This window comes from Streptomyces sp. NPDC051684 (genome assembly GCF_044453445.1).
Lineage (GTDB): Bacteria > Actinomycetota > Actinomycetes > Streptomycetales > Streptomycetaceae > Streptomyces.
The window spans coordinates 67210-92287 of the sequence record NZ_JBITCS010000029.1 but is presented as its reverse complement, the minus strand read 5'-3'; the positions used below and the strand labels follow the sequence as shown (position 1 = coordinate 92287).

The following is a 25078-nucleotide window of genomic DNA, read 5'->3' as shown; positions in this document are numbered from 1 at the left end:
CAGAGAGCGAGGAATGAAGCCGCCATGGCTAACACCGACGGGGCTGTCCCGGGCGGCAGTCTCCCGCCCGGGATCTTCCGTGTCGCGCCCTTCGCCGGAGAGACAACGGCGTCGCTGATATGCCGCACCGCCAGCCGCTACGGGATGGAGGCGAAGGTGCTGCGGGCCTGCTGGAAGTGGCGCAACTACCCGGCCCGGCACGAGGGCGGGGGCGCGCGGGCCGATACCGAGGTGCTGCTGAACGCGGCTGGACGGCAGGTCTTGGCAGGCCTGTGCGGCGTGGAGGAAGACGTCCTGGCGCGGGCGTTGCCGTCCTGGGCGCAAGAGAGTGCCAAGCTCCGCGCCGAGGCCGGCGATCCGGTGGGGCTGTGGCGCATCGGTGGCGAGGTCGCCGGGCCGGTGGCTTTCGGCTGCCGTCTGTGCACGGTCCGGCGTACAGGGGCGGCCGTGCGGGTGGTGCGGTACACGCCGCGGTGGGAGCGGGTGTGCGCGCGGCATGGGCGGTGGCTGTTGGACGCGGACGCCAACCAGCCGCTGGAACACCTCGACGTGCGCGGCCTGCCCGAGGTCGTCGCGGCGCAGCGGCGGTGGACGGGTGTGGCGCGGCGGGCGGTACGGGCCGGGGCCGAGCCGGAGCGGGTGTTCGCCTTGGCGCATGCGGTGGTGGCCCGGTGGTGGGAGCAGGCTCTGCAGTGGGAGCGGGAGACGATCTGGCCGCGGCGGCTGCACCGGGTCGCGGGCGGGGATGCCGGGGGCGATCTGGAGCGGTGGCGGATCGTGGGGCGGGACGCGGTCGTCTTCCCCGAGGTGGTGGCGGTCGCCGACGCGCTGCTGGATCCGCGCATGGCCGAGCTGGTGTGGACGGACAGTGGTGCAGGGCGGCCGCGGCCGCTGCCCGCCGACGGCATGTTCTGCCACCGGCTCGGCCAGCGGGTGGGGCGCACGTGGCTAGGTCCGCCTGCGGCGACGGACCACGGCGGTCCGCTGATCGCCTGGATGGGCAGCGTCATCAGCCGGCGCCGCGGAGCCGGCGGCCCGCCGGGGTACGCAAACGATCCCTGGTGGGTGCGCCAGGAACATCAGCCGGCCACCATGGCCGGGCAGTTGCGGGTGCTCGGCAAGGAAAGACGGGCGCCGGGCTCGGGGACGATGTGGCGGACGGTGGTCCCGCCCGAGCAGCGGACACGGATCGGCCATCTCATCGACAGCACGCAGGAACAGCTGCTGCAGCTGCGCGGCGTGCAGAGCGGCGCGACCGCCGACGTCGCCCGGCAACTGCTGCGCGGTCTCGGGCACAGTGCCGGTCAGATCGAGCATGCGCGCAAGCGGACCGCAGTGGCGGCAATCAACGGCGGAGTACCGCTTGAGGAAGTGGCCCAGTGGGCGGGCCTGCCCGCCCAGGAGCTCGCCGGGATGCTGTTGGCAGGCGAGCAGGAGGACGGCATCTGAGTGCGGCAGAGCCGGGCAGGACGTCAGTAGTTAGCTGACAGAGCACTCGTTTGTGGCAGGAATCCTGAAAGTGGCAGCCTCTGTGGGCTTCGGCGGCTTGGCTGACGCAGGTGAACAGCGCAGGAGCAGTACGGCCCGGGGGCCGGGCAGGGCGAGTGGCCGAGGATCGTGGGAGCGGGTTCGAGGCAGTGTTCCTCGACCCGGTGGGGCAGGCGGTCCAGCAGCGGTGGGCGGATGCCGCCATGACCGTGGCGTTCGAGGAGTTGCCGCCGGTGTCGGCGTTCCCGGCGGTCCCGGGGCGGCGCTGGGGGCCAGGCCTGTGGTGGTCGGCGACGACCGGGCGGCACGTGGTGGCGGCGTCGAACGCGATGCGTACCCAGCTGATGGTCCTGGACCGCGATGCGCGGGTGACGGGGCTGGCGGGGCGGCCGGTACGGCTGCTGTGGCGCAATCCCCGGGGGCAGGTCCGCTCGTGGGTGCCGCAGCTGTTCGCCCGCTACAGCGACGGCGCCGCCCTGCTGGCCGACTGCCCCAGCCATGCGGGCGCCGGCGGCGAGCGCGCCCTCAGCGCCGCGGACGCGGTAGCCCAGGCCTGCGCGCACATCGGCTGGACCTACCGGCGCCTGGAACCGCTCGATGACGTGCCGGCCGCCAACCTGAAGTGGCTGGCCGGTTACCGTCATCCGCGCAACGCGGGCCGCCCGGGGCTGACGGCGGCCGTCCTGGAGGCGTTCGCCACGCCCCGGCCGCTGATCGCGGGTGCCGAAGCGGTCGGCGATCCGATCGAGGTTCTTCCCGTCGTCTTCCATGCCCTGTGGCACGGGCAGTTGACGGCCGATCTGGATGCGGCCCTGCACGAGCGCGTTCTTGTCGGCCCGCCCGGCTGGAGCGGCCCCGGGAAAACGGGAGGGGACAAGTGAGCGCGCGGCGTCCGGCCCGGCCGGCGGTGAAGGTCGGCTGCCATGTCCGCTTCCGGGGCGTGAGCTGGCAGGTGGTCGCCCTGTCGGGGCAGGACATCCGTCTCGTCGGCCCGGACGGCGGCGGCCAGTCGGTGCTCGCCGGGCACCTGTTCGCCGACCCGGACTTCCGCGTGATTGGCGCCGACGTGCCCCAGGCGGCCCCGCAGTGGGGCCTGTTCGAGACCGCGCCCGCCGCGGCGCGGGAGAAGGCGCTGGCCTGGCAGCGCCATGTCCGGGAGGTCGAGTGCGGCCTGCCCGACGGCCCCGGCAGCGAAGGGGGCGTGCGGCCGCAGTACGACCCGCAGGCGCACACGCTGGCCGAGCGGGAGCAGGCCAAGGCGGTGGAGTTGACCGCGCTCGGCTTCGGGCGGGTGTCGCGCACCACGGTGCAGCGCATGCGCCTGGCCTACCGCAAACAGGGGCTGTGGGGGCTGCTCGACCATCGCACCACCCGCGCCGCCAGCCCCACCGGGCGGGCCGACGACCGGGTCGTCGCCGCCGTCCGCGACGCGCTGCGCCGTCGGCGCGGACGCTCCAAGGGCACCATCAGCGGCCTGTTCCCGCTGATCAACCAGATCCTCACCGACCGGCACGGCCCTGGTGCGGTGCCGGTGCCGTCGCAGGCCACGCTGTACCGTCTGGTCACCTCACTGGCCCGCCCCGGCGAACTGCCCACCGGACCCGTGAGGCAGGTGCCGGCGAGCTTCGAGGGGCGGGCCTTCACCCCCGCCACGGCGCTGCGGCCCGGCGAGCAGGTCCAGGTCGACACCACCCGCCTGGACGTCCTGGCCCTCTTCGACGACGGCCGTCTGGCCCGGCCCGAACTCACCATCGCCATCGATGTCGCCACCCGCGCCATCCTGGCCGCCGTGCTGTGCCCGAGCGCGACCAAGGCCGTGGACGCGGCCCTGCTGCTGGCGGAGATGGCCGTCCCGCACCCCGCCCGGCCCGCCTGGCCGGACATCCTGCGCATGGACCGTGCCCGCGCCCTCCCCCACCACCGGCTGGCAACGCTGGACGAGCGCCTCGCCGGCGCCGCGGCCCGGCCCGTCGTCCTGCCCGAAACGATCGTCGTCGACCGGGGCAAGGTCTTCGTCTCCGCCGCGTTCACCGCCGCCTGCGAGACCCTCGGCATCAGCGTCCAGCCCGCGCCGCCCCACGCCCCCACCGCCAAAGGCATCGTCGAGCGGACCTTCGGTTCGATCAACGCGCTGTTCTGCCAGCACCTGCCCGGCTACACCGGACCCGACGTCACCCGCCGCGGCCCCGACGCCGAGAAAGAGGCCTGCTACAGCGTCGCCCAGCTGCAGGACCTCCTGGACGAATGGCTGGTGCACTACCACCACCGGCCCCACGAAGGCCTGCGCCACCCGATGATGCCGAAGAAGGCCCTCGCCCCGAACCAGATGTGGGCCGCGCTCGTCGCCATCACCGGACACGTCCCCGTCCCGCTGACCGGCCGCGACTACCTCGAACTGCTGCCCGTGCGCTGGCAGGCCATCACCGCCGCCGGCATCCGCATCCACCACCGCACCTACGACACCGACCTCCTGGCCCCCTACCGCGGCCAGCCCTCCCCCGTCGCCGGACGCGGCGGGAAATGGGAAATCCACTACAACCCCCACGACGTACGCCAGATCTGGATTCGGCTGCCCGACGGAGAACTCACCGAAATCCCGTGGATCCACCGCGACCACGTCCACCAGCCGTTCAACGACCGCACCTGGCAGCACATCCGCACCCTCGCCGTGCACAGCAACCACCACGACGCCGACAGCCATGAAGCCGACCTCGCCGACGCCCTCGACCAGCTCATGCGCCGCGTCCACGCCGGCCACGCCACCCAGACCGAACAGACCCTCATGGCCCGCACTCCGATCCCCACAGCCCGGCAGGCAGGCCACGACACCGAAGCACCCGCCGACCACCCGGCACACCCGGCCCCCGACGCGGACGACAGCATCGACGACCTCGACGACCTGCCCGACGACGCCTCAAGCCCCGCCCCGGCCACCGGATTCGGGCTCTACGACGCACACGAGGAAGCCGGCCACTGGTGACCTTGAACCCGCCAGAAGCGAGCAGCACACCCCACGACGCCGAGGGCAGCTATGCGGGCGAGCCGTCCTGGCCCCTGACCACCTGGCAGGGCTGGCACCGCTTCGCCGCCACCGCCCCGCCCACACCGCCCCAGCCCGGCGACCCACCCCGCACAACAGAACAACGCCTGGCCTACCACTCCGCGTTCGTCACCATCCGCACCCCCGCCATCAGCCAACTCGCCACCCAGATCCGCACCCTGATGATCCTCGGCCGCCACCAACAGACCACCGCCCGGCCCTCACTGATCGTCACCGGCCCCGCCGCCGCCGGAAAAACAACCGCCCTCCTGAACGTCGGCCGCACCTGCCACCTCGCCCACACCCGCAAAAACCCGCCACCACCCGGAACAGCCCACACAGCCGTCCCCGTCGCCTACGTCCTCGTCCCGCCCGGCGCCACCGCGAAAACCCTCGTCACCGAATTCGCCCGCTACCTCGGCATCCCCGTCACCACCCGCATGACCCAGACCCAGATCACCGACGCCGTCTGCCACACCTACACCACCGCCGGCATCCAACTCGTCCTCATCGACGAAATCCACCGCCTCAACCCCCGCACCACCACCGGCGCCCAAACCGCCGACCTCCTCAAAGACCTCACCGAACGCCTCCCCGCCACCTTCGTCTACGCCGGCATCAACGTCACCGACACCCCCCTGTTCAGCGGGGTGCGCGGCGCCCAACTCGCCGGACGCGCCACCCTCGTCGACTGCGGCCCCCTCCCCGCCCGCCACGGCACCCGCCACCCCTTCCGCGAGGTCATCACCGACATCGAAAACGCCCTCGACCTCCCCCACCACACACCCGGCACCCTGAACCGCCACGCCCCCTACCTCCACCAACGCACCGCCGGCCGCATCGGATCCCTCGCCCGACTCATCCGCCAAGCCGCCATCACCGCCATCTGCGACGGCACCGAACGCATCACCAAGCAATCACTCGACGCCATCCGCCTCGACCACCTCGCCGAGCAACACAGCCGCCCCCACCAGCACAAATAGCCCCACCAGCCGCCAACACAAACAGACCCGCCCCGTCGGGTACGCGCGCCTTGAGAGAAAATGCGCGTTCCGTGAAGGGAGTCTCGGTGGGGGCTCGTATGCTCAACGCACGGGTCTCACTCGGGCCCCTGGCACAGTGGCGTGCCCGGGGCCGGGAGCGGTCGGAAGTTGAGGTAGCGCGGCATGTGGTCGGACAACGAAGCCGATGTGGATCTCCTCGGTTTCGACTTCCTCGTGGACGAGTTGATGGTGGCGCTGACGCGGCCTCGGCTGCTGCCTTTGACGGTGGGCCTGCTCGGTGAATGGGGATCAGGTAAGAGCAGCCTTCTCAAGATCGTGGCGGCTCGCATCGAAGCGGAGCCGCCTGTGGACGGCGGGCACTACGTGGTGGTGCCGTTTAGCCCGTGGCAGTTCGAGGGCTATGACGACATCAAGATCGCCTTGATGGACGCTGTCCTGAAACGGCTCCAGGACGAGGCTGCGTCCAACGTCCCGGCATCACAGGAGATCGGGGTCCTGCGAAGGTGCCTCAACCGGCTTCGGCGTCCGGCGGTCTTCGCCGGACGAGCCGCCCTCTCGGGCGTGGGGCCTGCCGCCCAACTGGCCGCGACCCATTACCAACCGGATCTGGCTCCCCTTGCCCAAGCCGTCGCCCAGCAGACAGCCGTCATGGGAAACGCGGCCCTCGACCGTGCGGAGCAGGCGACGTCCGCAGCAGCTGCCGCTCCGGCGACCGACGGCGACGTCCTGGCCGATGTCGCATCTTTCCGGTCCCGCTTCGAGGCGCTCGTGGAGACGCTGGAAGATGTGACGGCGGTCGTCGTCCTCGTCGACGACCTCGACCGCTGCCTGCCAGGCACGATTGTCGACACCTTCGAAGGCATCCGGATCTTCCTTCACACAAAGAAGAGCGCTTACGTTATCGCCGCGCACCCTCAAGTGGTCCAGGCGGCGATCGACAGGTTCTATCCCAGCACGGACCAGCCCGGCGCGACCGGTCTGGGCGCCGAGTACCTGGAAAAAATGCTGCAGGTCAAAATCACGATTCCCGCGCTCTCCGCCCCGGAGGCGGAGACCTACATGCAGCTCCTTCTCGCCCAACTACACCTAGGGAATGACGAGTTCACGACTGTCCTGAACGATGGTGCAGCGCCGGATGCGCAGTGCCCTGGCGGTCTCGCTCAACCAAGGGCTGGCCGTGGACAGTCTGGGCCGCGAGCGCATGCCGTCGACCCTGTTCACCGACATGGGTTGGGCTGGCTCCATCGCGCCGATCCTCGGTACCGCCCTGCGCGGCAACCCGCGCCAGCTGAAGCGCTTCATGAACTCGGTGATCATGCGCCAGGGCAGCGCGCAGCGCCGAGGAACAGACCTGGACGCGGCCGTGCTGGCCAAGCTCATGGTCCTGGAGGAGCTGCACCTGACCGACTTCCAACGTTTGTTCGATTGGCAGGTGCGAGGTGAGGGCGGCACGGTTGCCGAGCTGGCGGCGGCGGAGCAGCGCGCACTCGCCGCGGCCTTCCCTCGGCCCGCGCCCGGACGGGGGCGGCGGCGCGCTTCCTCGGACTCGGGTGGAGCTGGCGGCCGCGCGGAGGAGACCGAGTCGGCCGAGGAGAGCGAGCTTCCGGATCCGGAGGTCGTGTCCTGGGCCGACCAGCCGCACATCGCCCGATGGCTACGGCTGGAGCCTGCGCTGGGTGGAACCGACCTGGGCCCGTACTTCACCTACGCACGCGCGAAGCTGACCGTCACCGCCGGTGCTGCGCGCCTCCCGGCCGCGCTGCAGGATCTTCTGATCCGATTGCAGTCCGACGTCGTCGGCACTCGACGCCCCGCGGCTCAGTCCGTTGGCGAAACAGTGCAGGCCGAGAATCTGCCGTTGCTGATGGACCAGTTGCTCGCACGTGTACTGCGCGACCCGGACAGCGGCGCATGGGACAGCGCAGTGGAGATCGCCGAGAGGGTACCGGACACGGTGGCCGCGGTGTGCCACACGCTGAGCAGTATTCCGTTGGACGGGATCCCTCGGGCGAAGCTGTCGTCCGCCGTGCGTAGGCTTCCCCGGGACCGCCAGGAGGTCGCGGCCCTTCTGGACGGCTGGCAGAGCAGCGGCCACGGCATCAGCCCCGTCGTCGCCAGGCTTCGCGCCTTTGGCAGAGGGCGGTCGGTGTAGGTGGGGACCTCGACCGACCGCACCAGCGGCACCGGCGGCGCGTGGACTGACCTCAAGTACGCCGCCACCTCGTACTTCCGCGGCACCGGGCAAGGAGGCACAGGCTCCGGATCCGCCAAGTTGCTGCTGGCCCGGCATGTCCCGGTCCTCGGCGGAGCAGCTGCCGCGGCCACGGGTGCCGTAGCAGGCCGCACCAGCGTCCAACGGCTCGGTGGTCTGCTCGCCGGTATCGGCACGAACGGGCTGGGCGAGGCGCTGCGCGAGGCGTCGCTCGGCGACCTAGTGGGCCGGGACCGGTTCGAAATCGTCGACGAGCTGGTCACCACGCTGTCCGGTGACGGCAGCGGCCTGGACGCTGCAGCGGCCCGCGACGCGATGTGTGACGTGCTGGAAGAACTGTTCGGCGAAGCCGACACATGGGAGGAACTGCAGCAGGCCCGGGCAACTCGCGACGACATCGAACGGTTGCTGCACCTGTTCCTGACGAACTACCTCTACAACCGCATCCCAGTGATCGCCGAACGGCTCGGGCGCATCACCGACCCGGCAGCCGCGCTCCGCGCGGACCGGCAGATGCGTCAGGTCATCGAGGACTGTGTCGTCATCAACCTGCCGTCCGACCCCCTGTCCGTTGACTGGAACGGCCCGCAGGGCCGCGACATCGCCGACCAGGCCATGCAGGTCGCCTACGCCACATTGGAGAGCCTGGCATGAGCGTGTTCCGTGTACGCCTTCTGCCGTCCGCCGACGCCCCGACGCCCGGGGAGACGCTCCTGGACTTCGCCCCCGGCTCCGCCGCGGCTACCGTGCAGGCGAACGCCACCTTCTTCTCCAACGTCGCTCCCCCGTCGCCGGCGGCCGACCTGCTGCTGCTGGGCATCGCCGCCTATTGCGCCGACCGCGTCACCCCTCGGCGCGAGACCGTCGACGCGTGGACCCGGGACATCAGCCTCCGGCTGCCGGTCCACGCCCCCGATACCTGGCCAAGCGAAGACGCCGAGCGGACACTGGTCTTCCTGACCGGCGACCGGTGGGACATCCGCACCCGCCCCCGCTCCGGGACGCGAACGAACGCGCCGTACAGTCCGGTGGAGCGCGAGTCGCCGCAAGCGGACGCCGTATGTCTGTTCTCCGGCGGGCTGGATTCACTGTGCGGGGCCATCGACCTCCTCGAGGGGGACTCCGAACGGCGCCTGCTGCTGCTGTCCCACTACGAAGGCGGACAGACACCCAACGCACAGGCCCGGCTGTTCCAACGACTGCGTGCGCACTACGGGCACAGGGTGCGGCGCCAGCCCCTGTTCCTGAGGCCGGCTCCGCACCACCTCGCCCAGGATCAGCCGCTGCCTCCCGAGCGTGAGACCACCAGCCGCTCGCGGTCACTGCTCTTCCTGACCTCCGCGCTGGCCCTGGCATCGTCCATTGGCCCCGCCGTCCCGGTCTACCTACCCGAAAACGGCTACATCGGGGTCAACGTCCCACTCACCCCAGCACGTTCGGGAAGCTTCAGCACCCGCACCACCCACCCCCACTTCCTGTCGCTGCTCCAACAAACCGCCCGGGCCGTCGGCATCAACAACCCGCTGGTCAACCCCTACCGGCTCATGACCAAGGGCGAGATGCTGGAGTCCAGCCGCAACCCGGAACTGCTGCGCGATCTGTCCCGCCTGAGCGTCTCCTGCTCCCACCCGGAAGTCGCCCGCTACGCCCGCCGCCCACAGGGCAACTGCGGCTACTGCTTCCCCTGCCTCATCCGCAGGGCATCCATGGCCCGTACCGGATGGGACAGCGCGGACGACTATTCATGGGACGCGCTGAGCGATCCCGCCCTGCTCGATACGGATTCCGATCGCAGCGCCGACCTGCGCGCCGTCGTCATCGGCACCCGGCCAGGACGCCCGGACCGGGACGTCCTGCGCAACGGGCCGCTGCCCGCCGGGGAACGGCGAGCGTTCCTGGACGTATGGCGACGCGGCAGCACGGAAGTACGGTCATGGCTCACCACCGGGGCGACCGGGGCCCTCACCGAGCAGTTGGAGAGGACCGCGTGAGCGCCCTCTGGGACACGCACTGCCACCTGACCGGCTACGACCGGCCGACCGATGTGATGGCCGAGGCCGCCGAGGCCGGTGTCGCCATCGTCGCCGTGTCCGAAGACCCAGGCCAGTACCGGATGCTGCGCACACGCCTCGGCCGCCGCCCCGGCGTCGTATCCGCCCTCGGCATGCACCCCCTACACGCCGCCTCGTTCGCCCCCTCTGACCTCGCCCGGTTCCTGCGCCTCCTGCCCGACGCACCCTGGATCGGCGAGATCGGCCTGGATTTCTCCCCCGTCGGCCGGGCATCCCGACGCGCCCAACTCCGCATCTTCGAAGCGATCCTGTCCGACCCGCGTACAACCGCACTCCCCCTGACAATCCACAGCCGCGGCGCCGAACTCGAGACCATCGAGCGGCTGGCACAGGCCGGTGCCTCACGCGCGATCCTGCACTGGTACACCGGACCGCTGGGACTGCTGGACCAAGCCGTGAACGCTGGCCTGTGGTTCTCGGTCAACCCCGCCATGATCGTCTCCACACGAGCCCAACGACTGTTGCAGGAGATCCCGCCCGATCGCGTACTCCTGGAAACCGACGGCCCCTTCACCCGCCACAACAGCAAACCGAGCCGCCCATCCGACCTCCCCGACCTCCTACCACGACTGGCCGCATTGTGGTCCACGGACAAATACGGCGCACGGAACCAGCTCAACGCCAACCAGACGGTCTTCCTCTCACCGCCGACCACGCCCTGAAAGCCTGCATCCGCTCCTCGACACCGCCCTGACCAGCACAAATACACATCTACCCTTTACGCCCTACCACCGCCTACAACAAACCAGAAACCCCTCCACGCAGAACCCATAACCCCAGCTCAAACACTCTGAACTCCCCACTCAAACAGCCAATTCAACCTCTCACCCAATCAGCAACACTCCAGTTCAGTCGTCATCCAGTACACCAACAAACCCCCCTCTGAGCGTCACCGTCCCCGTCCGCTACACCGACCAGCACGGCCGGACACGAACCGGGAAGGCCAACGTCGAGCCGTCCCTGTCGGCCGGCACCACGGTCCGGGTCTGGACCGGCGCCGACGGCGCCCTCACCGATCCGCCCCTGACCACGGAACAGGTCCGCAACCACACCATGGGCTGGGCCCTGCTCGCCTTCTTCTCCGTTCCCCTCACCGGCCTCGCGGCCCACAGCGCCGCCACCCGCCTGATCCACCGCCACAACCTCAGCCAATGGGACAACGCCTGGGCCCGCACCGCTCCCCACTGGACCGCACGCTGAACACCGTGGTTCGCGGCGGATGCCGATGCCGCCGCCGACAGACCAACCGCTACCGGTACCGGCGAAACAAAGTCGCCCGCAGCGCAGGAAATCAGCGCCACGGGCGACCGTGTTCAACGTGCGTCGGTGTACGTCGACGTACGCGGGCGTGCGTCAGGTTCCGAACGGCACGTCCTTGCCGGACAGTTCGGCGCGGATGCCGTCGTCCGCGACGGAGATGTCGCGCAGCCGCAGGTCCCCCGGCAGGTCCTCGGGCAGCTGCGCCGAGAACTCCATCTTCTGCGCCACCTTCGGCTCCTGCAGCTTCTGCAGGCCCTCGATCAGCGACGAGTCGATGCCGGCGGGCTTGAGCAGCTCGGGATGGTCGGCCAGCGCGTCCAGCGCGCCGCCCCGCACGAGCCTGCCGGGCGCGAGCCGCTGTCCCGTGGCCTGTTCGGCCTCGCGCTCATCCATCTTGCCGATGGCGGGCCCGGCCAGCTGGAGGCCGCCGCCCTTGCCCGGCGTGTAGGTGAGCAGGCCCGGAACCACCACCTTGGTGTCCTCGACGGACAGCGAGAGACCTCGTTCCCCGGTCCGCACCAACTGCGCCCGGCCCTGAACCGTTGCCTTCTTACCGGCCACCGGCAGGCCGCCCCGGGCCTCCACTGTGTTCGGCTGCTTGCCGGGGGCCAACTTCACCTGCGACGCACCGACTTCACGGTTCAGGTCGTCGAAGGACAGCAACACATCGCCCCGTACCTTACTCAGCACCGCACCCTTGACGGAGGTCGGGACGCTGCCCAGGATCCGGATGTCGTCGACGGAACCCTTCACCTGCGCGATCGACACCGGCCCCGCGGGCACGTGGGGCACGTTGACCTCCACGTGGTCGATGTCGCCCATGAGGGCCTGCCCCAGGAAGGGGAAGCTGTCGATGTGCACCTCGGGCTCCGCGTGCAGCTTCAGCGCCTCCTGCACCTTCTTCGCCGCCATGTTCTCCGCGAAGAGCACCGCCCAGCGATCGCCCAGCGCGAGGAAGCCGAGCACGACGACCAGGGTGATGACCACCTTCCCCGTCGTGCGCGCGGGAGAGCGGAGCACCCTGCGCGCCTCACGCCGACGAGCCCTGCGCGCCTTGCGGTCCAAGGGTGCGTCCGGGGCCGGCGCGTGCTCGGGCGACGGGGCGCCTTGGGGCTCGTCGTCCCCGTCCTTGGCGCCGGGTGCCGTACGGGTGCCCGGGATCCGGGCCGTGGAGTCTTCGGAAGGGCCGTTCTCAATCACCGCCTCATACGAACACAGGACCCCGCCCCAGCCCAAGTCCCGGCGTCCACCCCCGTGGGACCTGCGCAGATGTGCATGCCCGCCGTACGTCGACGTACATCAACTTCCCTGAACGGAGGGCCCGTTAGCCACATCGGTCACGGCGGCCACCACCACATGCACGCCGGCTTGGAGACCCGTGCCCCAGCGGTGAAGATTGCGTATCGACCCCGCGTTCGACGGGAATGCCCTCAGTGCACGGTGCTTACCTGCGAGGGACGGCCGACCAGCCGACACAGCACCGATCGATCGCCGGAACGGGGAACCGCGCCATGGCCAATCTCCATCTGAAGACACTCAAGTGCGTCGAGACCGAGGACTGGCTCCGTCACGACGACCCCAAGCTCGCCGTGAACGGCCAGAACATCCTGCTCCCGAGCATGAGCGGGGGCCAGAAGTACGCCATCGACGAGTACCACGCCTTCGACGGCGAGGTCACCATCACGCTCCACGAAGCCGATGGTCTCCCGGGCGACGGCGACGACCTCCTCGGCTCGCACACGCTGTCCGAGGAGGGCAGCGGCATCCTGAACTTCACCAAGGACGGCGCCAACTACCAGCTGTCCTACACGCTCACCCAGGCCTGACGCCTCCAGCACACGTCACGCGTCACACACGGGCCTCCGCCGCCGGCGCGGGCGCGACGAGGCGGCGGCCCCGCTGCGCGCGGTGCCCCGTGTCCGTGAGCAGGCGGCCGTTCGTCTCCGGCGCCCAGGCGTACGCGGTCACACCCCCGATGAGGGAGACCACACCCATGGTGGCCATGCACCAGCCCAGGCCGAGGTGTTCCAGGCCGAGGGGCAGGAGGAAGGTGCCGATGGCCGCGCCGATCCTGCTCGCGGCGGAAGCGAGGCCCACGCCCGAGGTGCGGATCGCGGTGGGGAAGACCTCTTCGGGGTAGACGCCCGGCAGGATGCTCATGATCCCGTACGAGAAGAGGTAGCCGAAGAAGCAGGCGGTGCCCGCCCACAGCGGCAGCCGGTGGCCGAGGGCGACCAGGAAGAGGGCGAGCGCACAGCCGAACATCGGCCAGATCAGGATATTGCGGCGGCCCACCTTGTCGACCAGGTACCAGCCGGTGACGGCCCCGACGAGCGCGATGATCGTCCCGAGCAGCGCCCCGGCAAGGGCCGACTTGCCCATGCCGATCGCGGTGAGGACGGTCGGCTGGAAGAAGGTCAGGGCGAAGTACGGCAGCACGATGCAGATCCAGAACGTGCACACGAAGACGGTGCGCAGGATGTAGTCCCGGGAGAAGAGCATCGAATAACGGGTGTCCTCGGCCTGTTCGGCGTGGATGTCGGCCGTGTCGGCGTCGAGCTCGTGAGCGTCCGGCCCATGGGACTGCGCGGTCTCCGCGGCGGGTGCTCGCTGCGCGCCGAAGGACTCGTTCAGGACCTCCAGTGCCTCCTCGCGGCGGCCCTTCGACATCAGCCAGCGCGGGGATTCCGGCAGTCCGTGGCGCAGCATCAGGCAGATCACCGCGGGCACGGCGCTCGCGGCGAGCGTGATGTTCCAGGCGGACGGCCAGAGGCTGTTGATGAGGTAGCCGATGAGGTACGCGACCACGTAGCCCACGTTCCACAGGATCTCGAGGACGCCGAGATAGTTGCCGCGGCGCGCGCGTGGCGCGAACTCCGCGAGCAGCGGGGAGCCGATCGAGTAGTCGGCGCCCACCGCGAGGCCCATCACCAGGCCGAGGACCATCACCTGCCAGGGGGCGGTCACGAACAGCATGAGGACTGCGCTGGCGAGGAACACCGACAGGTCGATCGTGAACATGGGGCGGCGGCCGACCCGGTCGGTCAGATAGCCGAGGAAGAGGCCGCCGAAGAAGGTGCCGACGAGGGTCGACGACGAGATCAGCGTGGCCCAGGTGAGGGTGACGCCGATCTCGCGGGACATCGCGCTGCCGGCGAGCGCGGAGGCGACGGAGGCGAACACGAACCCGTCGATGAACATGCCGCCGCCGGTGGCCGCGGTCAGCCGCCACAGGAAGCGGCGGGGGTCACGGCTGCCGCCTTTGGGGCGGGGGAACTTCTCGGCTGTGTGCGCGGCTGGGGACGACAAGACGGCGTGGGTCCTTCCCTGTGCGGTCGCCGGGTCGGCCCGGCCACCCATTTATGTGTAGGACGCACGTGCCCGGAAGCCGCGGGGGCATTCCTGGGCTTCACCGGATCTCCCCGCGGCGGTCGCCAACCCGCCCGGCGGAGCGGGGCACTTGAGGGCGAATCCCCCTCGGGGCACCCGGGGCGCGGGCTCAGCCCGCGTCCGTCAGCTCCAGCATCAGCCGCGAGACCACCGAGTCCGCGAGGGCCCGCGCGGCGTCCTCCCCGAGCCGCGCCGCGTGCGCGTGGGCGCGTACCAGGTGGCGTACGGCGTCGAGTTGGGCCGCGGAGAGACAGCGGAGCTCGGGAGGGGGCTGGGGCGAACGGCGGAACAGCTGGTGCAGAAGTGGCCTGCGGCGGGCGGGGCGGCAGTCGTCGGTCGGGCAGGTGGTGCTGCGGGCCGCCTCGTCCAGCGCCAGCCACAGCACCGGGGTGACCGGCGCGGTGACGTCGACATGGCCGCATTCGAGCGGTTGCGTGTCCTCGACGCTCCGCGAGAACAGGCGGGTCAACCGGCCTTCGTCCAGGTTCGCCAGTTTGTCCAGCAGCAGGACCTCGTCCGGCGCCACCTCGGCGACCACGTCCCGCACCACGTCACGCACCCTCGTGCCCACGACGGCCCTCCCGTACGACCACCGGACCATCGTGCCCGGCCGCCCGGGGCTCGCACAGGGCCAGATCACGCCGCTCCTGTGCGGGCTCCGGCCACCCGGGTGTTCAGCGGAGCGCTTGCCCCGCGGCGCGTACGGCCCGGGGCCGGTGCAGCAGGTCGGTGCTGTCCGCCCACTGGTCCACGCCTCCCACCAGGGGCCGTCCGCGAAGGGACGGGTGTGTGAGGGTGCCGGCCAGTGCCTGGGCGAAGCGTTCGGCGTGCAGCACCAGGAAGGGGCGGGAGTGGTACGGGCGTCGGGTCGGGTCCTGCGGGGTGGCCAGTCCTGTCGCGTTCTGCACCGTGGCCACCACCTCGTAGGCGTCGCACAAGTGCCCTTCCCGGGTGGCGTAGTCGGGAGCCGTGAGCGCGCCGCGCAGCGACGGGCCGAGTACCTCCGCCGTCGGCAGCCGGCCGAAGGCGCTGCCGAGCCACTTGCCGTACGGGGCATAGCGCCGGTCCAGGAGCAGGCACAGGCGCATCAGGTCGCGCACGAGGCGGCCCGCGACCACGGCCGATCCGATGTCGTCGCCGCTCTCGGCGCAGCGTCCCACGAACGCCTCCTCCTGGGAGATGCGCTGCCATTGGCACGCGAGCAGGTAGCGCCACACCTGGTCCGGGTACCAGGCCAGAGTGTGTCGCAGGGCGGTGAGGGTGCCGGGCTCGTCGTGGAAGACGGTGCCTGCGGTGGTCTCCAGGAGGCGTTGCTGGGGCATCGCCAGCCAGTCGTCCACGTCCGGTTCCGCGGCGGCGGAATCCAGCCCGAAGTGCTCGGCAGCCCAGTCGTCCACCGTGTGCACGTCGACGCGGTGGTTGACCGGTCCTTCGGTGGCCCGCATGCGGCCGACCGGGTCCAGCGGGTCCTCGCTCTCCTGGAAGTGCGTGGGCCAGCCGCGTACGTGCTTGGGCAGTCGCTGGGCGAGGACGTCGTGGATGTGGGCACCGTGCTCCGCCCGGTCCTCGGGTGAGAGGAACAGGTTCAGGCGCGGTCCCCACTCGTGGTCCGCGGAGCGTGGTGTGTCGAAGCCCAGTGCCTCGGAGCCGCTGCCGATGCGGGCGGCCGCGTGGCGCAGTCCCGGGAACGTCTCCCGCAGGATCGGGCGCACCGCCTCTTCGTACAGGGCCCTGGACAGTTCGATGCCGGGGATGAACCGGGTGTCGGAGTGCGTCATGGGACCACTGTGCTGCACGGTCGTGACGGCCGATGCCCGGTCGGCACGGTCCGGGGGGGGCGCCGGGGTACCGAGGTTGCCAGGGTGATCGGGGTCGCCGGGGCTATCGGGACGGCCAGGGCGACCGGGGCTGCCAGGGTGATCGGGGTTATCGCAGCGCGGAGCCCGATCCCGCGTCCGCGTCCCGGTCGCCCAGGGTGTCGGGCGACCAGCGCGCGACCTCTTCGAGGGCGGCGGCGACATCGTCGTGCACCCCCAGGGGCAGCTCGCCCGCCCCGGCCTCGCGCAGCACGGACTGCTCGGCGGTGTCCGCGACGACGGCCAGTGCACCGCCGCCCGCCGCCATGGCCAGGCCCGCCTCGACGAACGGCCGTGCCCCGTCGGCGCCGCAGTGTTCGGCGTCCTTGAAGTCCACCACCAGGCCGGACTGGCCCGTGGCGTCCAGGCGCCCCATCAGGGCAGCCAACTCCGTCGCGGCATCGGCATCGAACCGGCCCACGACCTGTACGACCAGGACACCTCCGCCCTCCCAGCGCACAGGGAACCGCACCCGAGCCTGCCCCATAACCGTCCCTTCAGCCGACGAGGCGCCATTTCCGCACGCAGCGCCCTGGCGGCGCACCTACCCCCTCCCCGTCACTCCACGCATGCCGAAGACCGGCCCTGCGCAGCTCCCCCGGCACACCCGCCCCATGATGCCCGCGCCGGTGCGTTTTCGCGCGTATCGGGATGTACGGGACCTTCGCGTTCCGGTTGGCCACGACCAGGCGGTGACCGGTCGGTGGGGCCGGGGCGCGCAGTGCACGAGTGGTGTAGACCCTTGTGCCGTCCCCGTGGCGCTGCCAGGATCGGCCGGGCTCGAGACCCGTCCTGAGTCGTCCGAGACAGGAGTGTCCGAATGCCGTCCTTTGCACCGCTGTCCCGCCGCGGATTTCTGGGCGCCGCCGGAGCGATCGGGGCCGCCGCGGCCTTCGCGGCGCCTGGTCCCGCCACAGCCGCAGACAACGATGTCAGTCCCATCGACTGGAGACGCCTGGGTTCCTACCCCGGCGCGGACGCCGCCGGGAAGCGGGTCAAGACGATCCTCGCCGGGAGCTCCCGTTACCTCATCGGCCCCTGGTACGCGGCGACGTACACGCGCTATCTCCCCGACGGGTACATCGACCTGAAGGGCACCGACGAGCGGGCGGTGCGGCTGCCCGCGATGGCCGCCGTGGCCGCCGCCACCGCGCTGACCACCCGCACCTACGACGAGCGGACGCTGTCCGCCGCCAACGCCACCGTCCGGACCCGGAACCTGATCCGTACGCTCGCCGCCCGGCACCGGGCCAACAATCCGGACACGGCGACGCGTTGGGGAGGTGACTGGCAGACCGCGCTGTGGGCGTACTACGCGGCGCTCGCGGGGTGGCTGATGTGGGACGCGCTCGACGCCACCGAGCGCGGCCAGGTAGCGGCGATGCTGGTCTGGGAGGCCGACCGGCTGACCACGGGAAACGACCTCTACCTCGTCGGCACGAGCGGCCACCAGCTCTATATGACCCGCACGGACGGCACCGTCGTCTCCCCCGGCGACAGCAAGGCCGAGGAGAACAACTGGAGCGCCGCCGCGCTGTCCCTCGCCGCCGTGATGCTGCCCGGCCACCCCCACCGCACCCGCTGGACCCGCCGCAACGTCGAACTGCTGCTGGCCGCCGCGGCCTGTCCCGCGGACCTCGCAGGCGACGAGACGATCAACGGGATCCGGCTGTCGAGCTGGCTTCGGGGCACGAACATCGCCGACGACGGCACGCTGCAGAACCACTCCCGTCTGCACCCGCTGTACATGGTCGCCTTCGACCAGAGCCTCTACCAGGGCTTCGTGTTCGGCCTCGCCGGCCGGGCCGCCCCGCGCGCCGCGCTGCACAACATCGACCGCACGTACGCGGCGCTGGTCGACAAGCCGTTCCCACTGCCCGACGGCGGCACCAGCACCATCTACCGCGCGAACTCGCCGGAGATCTACTAGCCGGAGGGCAACGACTGGGGCACCCACTTCCCCTTCTACTTCGGCAACTTCGACCTGCTCGTCTCCCTCACCGGCCAGGACACCGGCATCGACCCCGCCGCCGCCAAGTGGGAACGCCTGCACGACCAGGACCAGTTGGCCCTGATGTCCCGCTTCACGGACGGGCGCACCTACGGCGCGAACGCGGAGAACACCTACTACGGCCGCGAGCACCGCATCGGCGCCATGGCCGGCCAGGCTTATCTCACCCTGTTCCTCGCCCGCAACACGACGGGCAACCGGCTGCGGTGGAGGTGACGGCTCGCCGTCGCTCCGTCAGCTGCCGTGTTCCGGCGCCTTCTTGACTTTGGGTACACGGCCCAGCGTCGGCTTCAGGACGGGCGCATGGCGGGCCAGGAAGTCCCACAGCTGGTCGGCGATGGAGAGCAGGCTTCCGTTGCGCAGCTCGGCCTCGATCGTGAACCGCGGCACGCGCCCCCACGCCATGCCGTGCAGGATCAGCTCCTTCTTCATGAGGTGGTCCGGAACGGAGGTTGTGGGCGCGCCCTCGACCAGGAAATGGCCTGTGCCGTGGACGTGTCTCACCGACCCCGAGGGGCTCGACTTCTGCGTCCTCGGGCGCGGCTGACCGCCGCGGCCTCAGGCTTCGGGCGCGTCCCCGAAGTCCGGGATCTCCAGGCGCTTTCCGCCCTTGCGCGCCGAGTCGTGGGCCACGATGCCCGGCAGGGTGTAGCGCGCGGCCACCCACGCGTTCACCGAGGGCAGCGTGCGGGTGTTGACCGCGGTCACGAAGTCGTCCACCAGGAAGTGGTGGCTGCCCTCGTGACCGTTGGGCATGTCGTCGTAGACGCGGGGCAGCCGGGAGCGGTCGTGGACGGGGGCCGAGCCCGAGGTGAACGCGGCGCGCAGGGCGGGCGCGATCTTCTCGAGCGACGGGTCGTCCGGGCTGAGCGACGGCTTGGGTTCGAGGAGTTCGGTGATGTCCTGCACGCCCTTCTTGTCCTGCCAGAAGCTGACCGTGGCGAGCTGCTCCATACTGGCGTCGGTGCCGAAGAACCGGAAGCGTGACTCCCTGATGTGCGAGGGGTAGCCGACCCGCCGGAACTCGTTCGTACGGAACGAGCCGCCGCCGGCGACCTCGAAGAGTGCGGTGGCGTTGGAGATGTCGTTGCCGAACTGGCTGACCTCGGTGTCGAAGACGCCGTCGCCGCGCTCGTCCTTCACACCGATCGCCGAGACGCTGACCGCGTGGGTCCGCCATGCTCCGAGCACGCCGCCGACCGCGTGCGTGGGGTAGAGCAGCGGCGGGTAGCTGGCGGTCTCCTTCCAGCGTTCGCCGCCGCTGTACTGGTAGGCCTCGTAGAAGCCGAGGTCCATGTCGTGGACGTAGTCGCCCTCCGCGTAGAAGAGCCGTCCGAAGGCGCCGTCGGCGATCTGGTTGCGGGCGTGCACGGTGGCCGGGTTGTACTCGCTGGTCTCGCCCATCATGTAGGTGAGGCCGGTGCGGCGGACCGCGTCGATGATCGCCGCGATCTCGTCGCGCGTGATCGCCATGGGGACGGCCGAGTAGACGTGTTTGCCGGCTTCAAGGCCTTGCAGGACGAGCGGGCCGTGGGTCCAGCGCTGCGTGAAGATCGCCACGGCGTCGATGTCGGGGGACTCCAGCATCGCCTCGTACGAGGGGAAGGTGCCGGCGAGGCTCTCCTTGGCGGCCAGTTGCTCCGCCCGTTCCGGCAGCAGGTCGGTGACGTGGACGGCGTCGACGCCAGGGTGGGCGAGGAACAGCTTGGCGAAGCCGCCGGCGAACTGTCCGGCGCCGACGATGCCGAGGGTGAACGTCATGTGCGCATGCCTTTCGGTACGTGCTGCGGGGATCACTGTGCGAGCAGGAGGTTGATCTGGTCGTTGGTCTCGTCGAGGCGGCTCGCGGGCGCCCCGTTGCCGAAGACGTCCTGCATGGCCGGGTGCATCAGGGCGTACACGTCGGCGGCGTAGTTGGCGATCGGGAAGGAGAAGGTGCGGTGGTGGTGGCCATGCGGGGGCTCCTCTCGTCAGCCGAGGTCGGTCTGTCCGGCCCGGGTGATCCGGTACTGGACGATGGTGATCGCGCTGAGGACGACCAGGAGGGCCACGGACATCGCGGAGGCGTAGCCGAACTGGAAGCGGCCGAACGCCGAGCCGTAGATGTAGAACTGCAGCACGTTGGTGGCGTTGGCGGGGCCTCCGGCCGTGGTCACGGCGACGGTGTCGAAGACCTGGAAGGAGCCGATCACGGTCATGATGAGGACGACCGCGAGGACCGGCCGCAGCAGCGGCATGGTGATGCGGGTGAACATCCGCCACTCGCTCGCGCCGTCGACACGGGCGGCCTCGTACATGTCGTGGGGTATCGCCTGGAGTCCCGCGAAGAGGAGCAGCGCAGTGTGGCCGACGTGCCACCACACGCTGATGAGGGCGATGGTGGGGATCGCCCAGGTCTCGGCGGCCAGGAGCGGGATGCGGTCGAGGCCGACGGCGGCGATGATCTCGTTGCCGATGCCGAGCTGGGTGTCGAGCATCCAGAGCCAGACGATGCCGGCGACGACGTTGGACATCAGATACGGCGTGAGGACGATGCCGCGCAGCAGGGAGGACTGGGTGAGCCGGTGCAGCAGGACGGCGATGGCGAGCGCCGACACCGTCTGCACGCCGATGTTGACGACGACGTACTCGACGGTGACCTTCAGCGAGTCCCAGAAGATGGGGTCGGCGAGCATGCGCCGGTAGTTGGCGAGTCCGACCCACTCGGGCGAGGTGAGGAGGTTGAAGCGGGTGAAGCTCAGCCAGATCCCGCGCAGGGTGGGCCACAGCAGGAAGACGGCGAAGCCGAGCATGGCCGGGGCGACGAAGGGTGCGGCGATGGCGCCGTCGCTGAGGGGGCGTTTGCGTTTCTTCTCCCGCGGGGCGCTGTCGGCGAGCGGAAGGTGTCTTGGCGGGCTGCTGGAGGCGACGGTCATCGGGCACTCCCTCGTCTGGGGTTCGGCCTCGTCCTCGGCTCGATTACTTTTGTGGCAGAACTTTCGAACCGTCAAGACGCGTGCAACAACTACCTGAAAGGGCCTGCCGCCACTTAGGGTGGCGGTATTCCTTTCGCAACAGAAGGAATGAGGAGAAGAGTTGGCGATGAGCGCGGAGGCTGACACCTGGGTACCGCTGAGTTCCGGTGAGCGCGCCGTGGCGCTCGAGGTGCTCACGCGGGGGCCGCTGTCGCGCAGCGAACTGGCGCGTCGGCTCGACCTGTCCGCGGGCAGTCTCACCCGGCTGACCAAGCCGCTGATCGAAGCGGGGCTGCTCATCGAGGCACCGGAGGACCCGGCGCGCGCACCGTCCCGCCAGGGCCGCCCGTCCCGGCCCCTGGACATCGTCGCCGAGTCCCGCACCTTCGCCGGATTCAAGATCACCGAGGACACCGCCCACGGTGTCGTCACCACGCTCAGGAGCGACATCGTGGCCTGCCGCGATGTGTCGCTCGCGAACCGCGAGCCGGGCGATGTCGTCGCGGCCATCGGCGAGTTGACCGATGCGTTCGCCGGTGAGTTCCCTTCGCTGTGCGGTATCGGGATCGGGCTCGGCGGCCGCGCCCAGGACCGTTCCGTCGTCGACGAGTCGGCGTTCCTCGGCTGGCGGGACGTGCCGCTCGCGCGTCTGGTGCGCGAGCGCACCGGGCTGCCGGCGGTCGTCGACAACGATGTGAGCGCCCTCGTCGAGGCCGAGCGCTGGTTCGGGGCGGGCCGGGGCCTGGACCGGTTCGCCGTGCTCACGATCGGCGCGGGGCTCGGGTACGGCCTGGTCAGCGGGGGCCGCCGGGTGGAGACCGCGGAGGACGGGCTCGGGGTGGGCCGCTCCTGGATCGTCGATCCGTCCGGTCCGCTGTCCGCCGACGGACGACGGGGCAGTGCCGTCTCCCTCCTGACGATCCCCGGCATCCGCTCCCAGGTGCGGGCCGCGAGCGGCGAGGACGCAGGTTACGAGGAGATCCTGGCGCGCGCCGTCGAGGGCGAGCCGCTTGCGGCCCGGGTGGTCGAGGAGGCGGCCCGCGCGCTCGGCACGCTCGTCGCGCAGATCGCCAACTTCGCGATGCCGCAGAAGATCCTGCTCGCCGGGGAGGGGGTGGGCCTCGTCGATGTGGCCGCCCCCGTGATCGAGGAGGCGATCCGCGCGAACCGCCATCCGCGGGCCGACCCGGTCAACCTGGAGACGAAGGTCTCCGACTTCCACGACTGGGCACGCGGCGGAGCCGTGCTTGCGATTCAGGTCCTGGTGCTGGGGGCGGCCGATGCGGGACCCGGCGGATCCGTGGCCGCGGGGGCACGGGTACCGTCACCCCGTTGAATTCCGGCAAGATCCAAAAGGCGGTTACGCATGGCCGACGCGGCACCCGAGGCTCCGACGTCCCCCGGCCTCACCGAGGTTGAGACCCATGGTGTCGAGCGGATTCCCGACGCGGACCGCACCGCCGGCCCCCTCGACCTGTTCCGGCTCGCCTTCGGCGGTGCCAACACCTTCGCCACATGTGTGCTCGGCGCGTTCCCGATCCTGTTCGGCCTGTCCTTTTGGCAGGGGCTCGCCGCGACGCTCCTGGGCCTGGTGGCGGGCGCGCTGCTGCTGGCGCCGATGTCGGTCTTCGGCCCGGCCAACGGCACGAACAACGCGGTCTCCTCGTCCGCGCATCTGGGCGTGCACGGCCGCGTCGTGGGCTCGTTCCTGTCGCTGCTCACGGCGATCGCGTTCTTCTCGATCTCCGTGTGGTCGTCGGGCGACGCGCTGATCGGCGCGGCGCACCGGCTGGCGGGCCTGCCCGAGTCGGACGTCTCGTACGGGGTCGCCTACGCGGTGTTCGCGGGGCTCGTCCTGACGGTGTGCGTGTACGGCTTCCGGTTCATGCTGTTCGTGAACAAGATCGCGGTCCTCGCCGCGTCGGCGCTGTTCGTGCTCGGTGTGTTCGCCTTCGCAGGGGACTTCGACCCCGGCTACACCGGCGCGTTCGCCTCCACGTCGACGCCGATGTTCTGGCCGTCGTTCATCGGCTCGGCGCTGATCGTGCTCTCCAACCCGGTGTCCTTCGGCGCGTTCCTCGGCGACTGGTCGCGCTACATTCCGGCGGCCACACCGCGCGGGCGGGTCATGGGCGCGGCGTTCCTCTCGCAGATCGCGACGCTGCTGCCGTTCCTGTTCGGGCTCTGCACGGCGTCGGTGATCGCCGCGAAGGCGGAGACGTACCTGGACGCGGCGGCCCCGAACTACGTGGGCGGGCTGCTCGCCATCTCCCCCGGCTGGTACTTCCTGCCGCTGTGCCTGATCGCGCTGATCGGCGGCATGGCGACGGGCACGACCGCGCTGTACGGCACCGGCCTCGACTTCTCGTCGGTGTTCCCGCGCTTCAGCCGGGTGCAGGCGACCGTCTTCATCGGTTCGCTGGCGATCGCGTTCATCTTCGTCGGCCGGTTCGTCCTCAACCTCGCGCAGTCGATCTCCACGTTCGCCACGCTCATCATCACGTGCACCGCGCCGTGGATGGTCGTCATGGCCCTCGGCTACGTGACCCGGCGCGGCTGGTACGACCCGGAGGCGCTCCAGGTCTTCAACCGGCGCCAGCGCGGCGGGCGTTACTGGTTCACGCACGGCTGGAACTGGCGCGGACTGTCGGCGTGGCTGGTCTCGGCCTGCCTGGCGCTGCTGTTCACGAATCTGCCGGGCCAGTTCGTCGGCCCGCTCGGCCGGCTCGCGGGCGGCACGGACATCTCCCTCCCGGTCGGCCTCGCCCTCGCGGCCGTCGTGTACGTGGCGCTGCTGCTGGTCCTCCCGGAGCCGCGAGCGGTGTACGGGCCGGACGGTCCGCGGCTGGTGCGCGCCTCGCAGGCGGAGGTGCCGACCATCACGGGTGAGGCTCCGGCCGGGGCCAACCCGTCGCAGACGCACGTGAGTTGAGGTGACGTCACCTCGTACGGCCGCGCCCGATGCCATACTCGCGGCATGACGGCAGGGGCCCGCGAGGACCGCATCGACACGAGCAGGCCCCACCCGGCCCGCGTCTACGACTGTCTGCTGGGCGGCAGGGACCACCACCCGGTCGACCGGGTAGTGGTCGAGCGGCTGCCACCCGAGGCGCGCCACAACGCCCTGCGCAATCGCGCCTTCATGCACCGCGCCGCCGCGTGGCTCGCCGGGACCGGCGTCGACCAGTACCTCGACATCGGCACGGGCATCCCGACCGAGCCCAACCTCCACCAGATCGTGCAGGGCATCCTGCCGTCCGCGCGGGTCGCGTACGCCGACAACGATCCGATCGTGCTGCGGCACGCACGGGCACTACTGGTGAGCCACCCGGCGGGCGCCACCGACTACATCGAGGCGGATGTCCGCCGCCCCGCGCTCATCCTCGACCACGCCCGCACGTTCCTGGACTTCTCGCGGCCCGTGGCCCTGTCGATGATCGCGCTGCTGCACTTCATCGGCGACGACGAGGACCCGTACGGCCTGACCAGGACGCTCGTCGACGCCCTGCCCTCCGGCAGCCATCTGGTCCTCTCGCACGGCACCACCGATGAGCACCCGCATCTGGCGAAGTCGGTGACCGACACCTACCGCAAGGGCGAGATCCCGCTGCGGATGCGTACGCGGGCCGAGGTCGAGCCGTTCTTCCAGGGGCTGGAGCTGGTGGCACCCGGACTGGTGACGGCGACCCGCTGGTACCGGTCGGGGCCCGCTCCCGCCGAGGAGCCGAGCGGCTTCTACGTGGGCGTCGCCCGCGTACCGTGATCCGCGTGGTGCCCTGACAGGATGGCCA

23 protein-coding genes and 2 pseudogenes are annotated in these 25078 nt (G+C 70.6%); 16 read left to right on the top strand and 9 right to left on the bottom strand.

The genetic code is table 11. The annotated features are described in order from the left end of the window. Positions 1–24: 24 nt before the first annotated feature. The 10 genes and pseudogenes from ACIA8D_RS30235 (at position 25) to ACIA8D_RS30190 (ending at position 11016) form a co-directional block, all read left to right on the top strand. A complete protein-coding gene (locus ACIA8D_RS30235; protein WP_399237250.1) occupies positions 25–1449 on the top strand; it encodes a DNA-binding protein in 1425 nt (474 codons plus the stop codon). A 155-nt stretch (positions 1450–1604) separates the two neighbouring features. Continuing rightward, positions 1605–2369, top strand: a complete 765-nt coding sequence (locus ACIA8D_RS30230) for a TnsA-like heteromeric transposase endonuclease subunit (RefSeq protein ID WP_399237248.1) — start codon at positions 1605–1607, stop codon at positions 2367–2369. Further along, entirely contained in the window at positions 2366–4468 is a 2103-nt protein-coding gene (locus ACIA8D_RS30225) for a Mu transposase C-terminal domain-containing protein (RefSeq protein WP_399237246.1), read from the top strand. The genes ACIA8D_RS30230 and ACIA8D_RS30225 overlap by 4 nt, the downstream gene beginning before the upstream one ends. A gap of 74 nt (positions 4469–4542) precedes the next feature. Then, on the top strand, positions 4543–5511 hold the full coding sequence (locus ACIA8D_RS30220) for a TniB family NTP-binding protein (protein ID WP_399237269.1): 969 nt from the start codon (positions 4543–4545) through the stop codon (positions 5509–5511). 183 nt (positions 5512–5694) lie between these two features. Further along, positions 5695–6546, top strand: a pseudogene (locus tag ACIA8D_RS30215) (P-loop NTPase fold protein); the annotation flags it as partial. 121 nt (positions 6547–6667) lie between these two features. Continuing rightward, entirely contained in the window at positions 6668–7684 is a 1017-nt protein-coding gene (locus ACIA8D_RS30210) for a hypothetical protein (protein ID WP_399237271.1), read from the top strand. Beyond that, positions 7685–8398, top strand: a complete 714-nt coding sequence (locus tag ACIA8D_RS30205; RefSeq protein ID WP_399237244.1) for a hypothetical protein — start codon at positions 7685–7687, stop codon at positions 8396–8398. It abuts the gene before it with no gap. Beyond that, entirely contained in the window at positions 8395–9735 is a 1341-nt protein-coding gene (qatC, locus tag ACIA8D_RS30200) for a Qat anti-phage system QueC-like protein QatC (protein ID WP_399237242.1), read from the top strand. Before ACIA8D_RS30205 ends, qatC begins: the two co-directional genes overlap by 4 nt. Next, positions 9732–10478 carry a TatD family hydrolase gene (locus tag ACIA8D_RS30195; protein ID WP_399237240.1) on the top strand — a complete coding sequence of 249 codons (747 nt, stop codon included), beginning with the start codon at positions 9732–9734 and terminating at the stop codon, positions 10476–10478. Before qatC ends, ACIA8D_RS30195 begins: the two co-directional genes overlap by 4 nt. Before the next feature lie 391 nt (positions 10479–10869). Next, the gene (locus tag ACIA8D_RS30190; protein ID WP_399237238.1) at positions 10870–11016 is read left to right on the top strand and encodes a hypothetical protein; all 147 of its coding nucleotides are present in this window, start codon (positions 10870–10872) and stop codon (positions 11014–11016) included. Positions 11017–11169: 153 nt separating this feature from the next. Here the strand turns inward: ACIA8D_RS30190 and ACIA8D_RS30185 are convergent, their stop codons facing one another. Further along, positions 11170–12276 (bottom strand): DUF2993 domain-containing protein, encoded by a 1107-nt coding sequence (locus ACIA8D_RS30185; RefSeq protein WP_399237236.1) that lies wholly within the window; start codon positions 12274–12276, stop codon positions 11170–11172. A gap of 311 nt (positions 12277–12587) precedes the next feature. On the opposite strand from ACIA8D_RS30185, the gene ACIA8D_RS30180 reads away from it, so the two are divergent. After that, the gene (locus tag ACIA8D_RS30180; RefSeq protein WP_399237234.1) at positions 12588–12902 is read left to right on the top strand and encodes a hypothetical protein; all 315 of its coding nucleotides are present in this window, start codon (positions 12588–12590) and stop codon (positions 12900–12902) included. A gap of 22 nt (positions 12903–12924) precedes the next feature. Here ACIA8D_RS30180 and ACIA8D_RS30175 read toward each other — a convergent pair whose 3' ends face one another. The 4 genes from ACIA8D_RS30175 to ACIA8D_RS30160 all read right to left on the bottom strand — a co-directional run bounded on the left by ACIA8D_RS30175 (position 12925) and on the right by ACIA8D_RS30160 (position 16809). After that, positions 12925–14385, bottom strand: a complete 1461-nt coding sequence (locus ACIA8D_RS30175) for an MFS transporter (RefSeq protein WP_399237232.1) — start codon at positions 14383–14385, stop codon at positions 12925–12927. A 190-nt stretch (positions 14386–14575) separates the two neighbouring features. Then, the gene (locus ACIA8D_RS30170; RefSeq protein ID WP_399237230.1) at positions 14576–15037 is read right to left on the bottom strand and encodes a hypothetical protein; all 462 of its coding nucleotides are present in this window, start codon (positions 15035–15037) and stop codon (positions 14576–14578) included. Positions 15038–15140: 103 nt separating this feature from the next. Continuing rightward, positions 15141–16244, bottom strand: a complete 1104-nt coding sequence (locus ACIA8D_RS30165) for a DUF4037 domain-containing protein (protein WP_399237228.1) — start codon at positions 16242–16244, stop codon at positions 15141–15143. A 148-nt stretch (positions 16245–16392) separates the two neighbouring features. Next, positions 16393–16809, bottom strand: a complete 417-nt coding sequence (locus ACIA8D_RS30160; RefSeq protein ID WP_399237226.1) for a hypothetical protein — start codon at positions 16807–16809, stop codon at positions 16393–16395. Positions 16810–17142: 333 nt separating this feature from the next. Between ACIA8D_RS30160 and ACIA8D_RS30155 the strand changes: the two genes are divergently transcribed. Both ACIA8D_RS30155 and ACIA8D_RS30150 read left to right on the top strand, forming a co-directional pair. After that, the gene (locus ACIA8D_RS30155) at positions 17143–18252 is read left to right on the top strand and encodes a twin-arginine translocation signal domain-containing protein (protein WP_399237224.1); all 1110 of its coding nucleotides are present in this window, start codon (positions 17143–17145) and stop codon (positions 18250–18252) included. A 144-nt stretch (positions 18253–18396) separates the two neighbouring features. Next, positions 18397–18549 carry a hypothetical protein gene (locus ACIA8D_RS30150; protein ID WP_399237223.1) on the top strand — a complete coding sequence of 51 codons (153 nt, stop codon included), beginning with the start codon at positions 18397–18399 and terminating at the stop codon, positions 18547–18549. A gap of 18 nt (positions 18550–18567) precedes the next feature. On the opposite strand, the gene ACIA8D_RS30145 is transcribed toward ACIA8D_RS30150, so the two are convergent. The 4 genes and pseudogenes from ACIA8D_RS30145 to ACIA8D_RS30130 all read right to left on the bottom strand — a co-directional run bounded on the left by ACIA8D_RS30145 (position 18568) and on the right by ACIA8D_RS30130 (position 21248). After that, positions 18568–18765: a hypothetical protein gene (locus ACIA8D_RS30145; RefSeq protein WP_399237222.1), complete on the bottom strand. Its 198-nt coding sequence runs from the start codon at positions 18763–18765 to the stop codon at positions 18568–18570. Between the two features lie 126 nt (positions 18766–18891). Next, complete coding sequence (locus ACIA8D_RS30140; RefSeq protein ID WP_399237220.1) at positions 18892–20094, bottom strand: Gfo/Idh/MocA family protein; 1203 nt, start codon at positions 20092–20094, stop codon at positions 18892–18894. 32 nt (positions 20095–20126) lie between these two features. Next, positions 20127–20273, bottom strand: a pseudogene (locus ACIA8D_RS30135) (sugar ABC transporter substrate-binding protein); the annotation flags it as partial. Positions 20274–20303: 30 nt separating this feature from the next. Next, positions 20304–21248: a carbohydrate ABC transporter permease gene (locus tag ACIA8D_RS30130; RefSeq protein WP_399237218.1), complete on the bottom strand. Its 945-nt coding sequence runs from the start codon at positions 21246–21248 to the stop codon at positions 20304–20306. Between the two features lie 166 nt (positions 21249–21414). On the opposite strand from ACIA8D_RS30130, the gene ACIA8D_RS30125 reads away from it, so the two are divergent. Genes ACIA8D_RS30125 through ACIA8D_RS30115 form a run of 3 tightly spaced genes read left to right on the top strand, consistent with a single transcriptional unit; the run spans position 21415 to position 25050 of the window. After that, the gene (locus ACIA8D_RS30125) at positions 21415–22623 is read left to right on the top strand and encodes an ROK family protein (RefSeq protein WP_399237216.1); all 1209 of its coding nucleotides are present in this window, start codon (positions 21415–21417) and stop codon (positions 22621–22623) included. Between the two features lie 30 nt (positions 22624–22653). Then, the gene (locus ACIA8D_RS30120) at positions 22654–24219 is read left to right on the top strand and encodes a purine-cytosine permease family protein (RefSeq protein WP_399237214.1); all 1566 of its coding nucleotides are present in this window, start codon (positions 22654–22656) and stop codon (positions 24217–24219) included. 45 nt (positions 24220–24264) lie between these two features. Further along, on the top strand, positions 24265–25050 hold the full coding sequence (locus ACIA8D_RS30115) for an SAM-dependent methyltransferase (protein ID WP_399237212.1): 786 nt from the start codon (positions 24265–24267) through the stop codon (positions 25048–25050). The last annotated feature ends 28 nt before the right edge of the window (positions 25051–25078 follow it).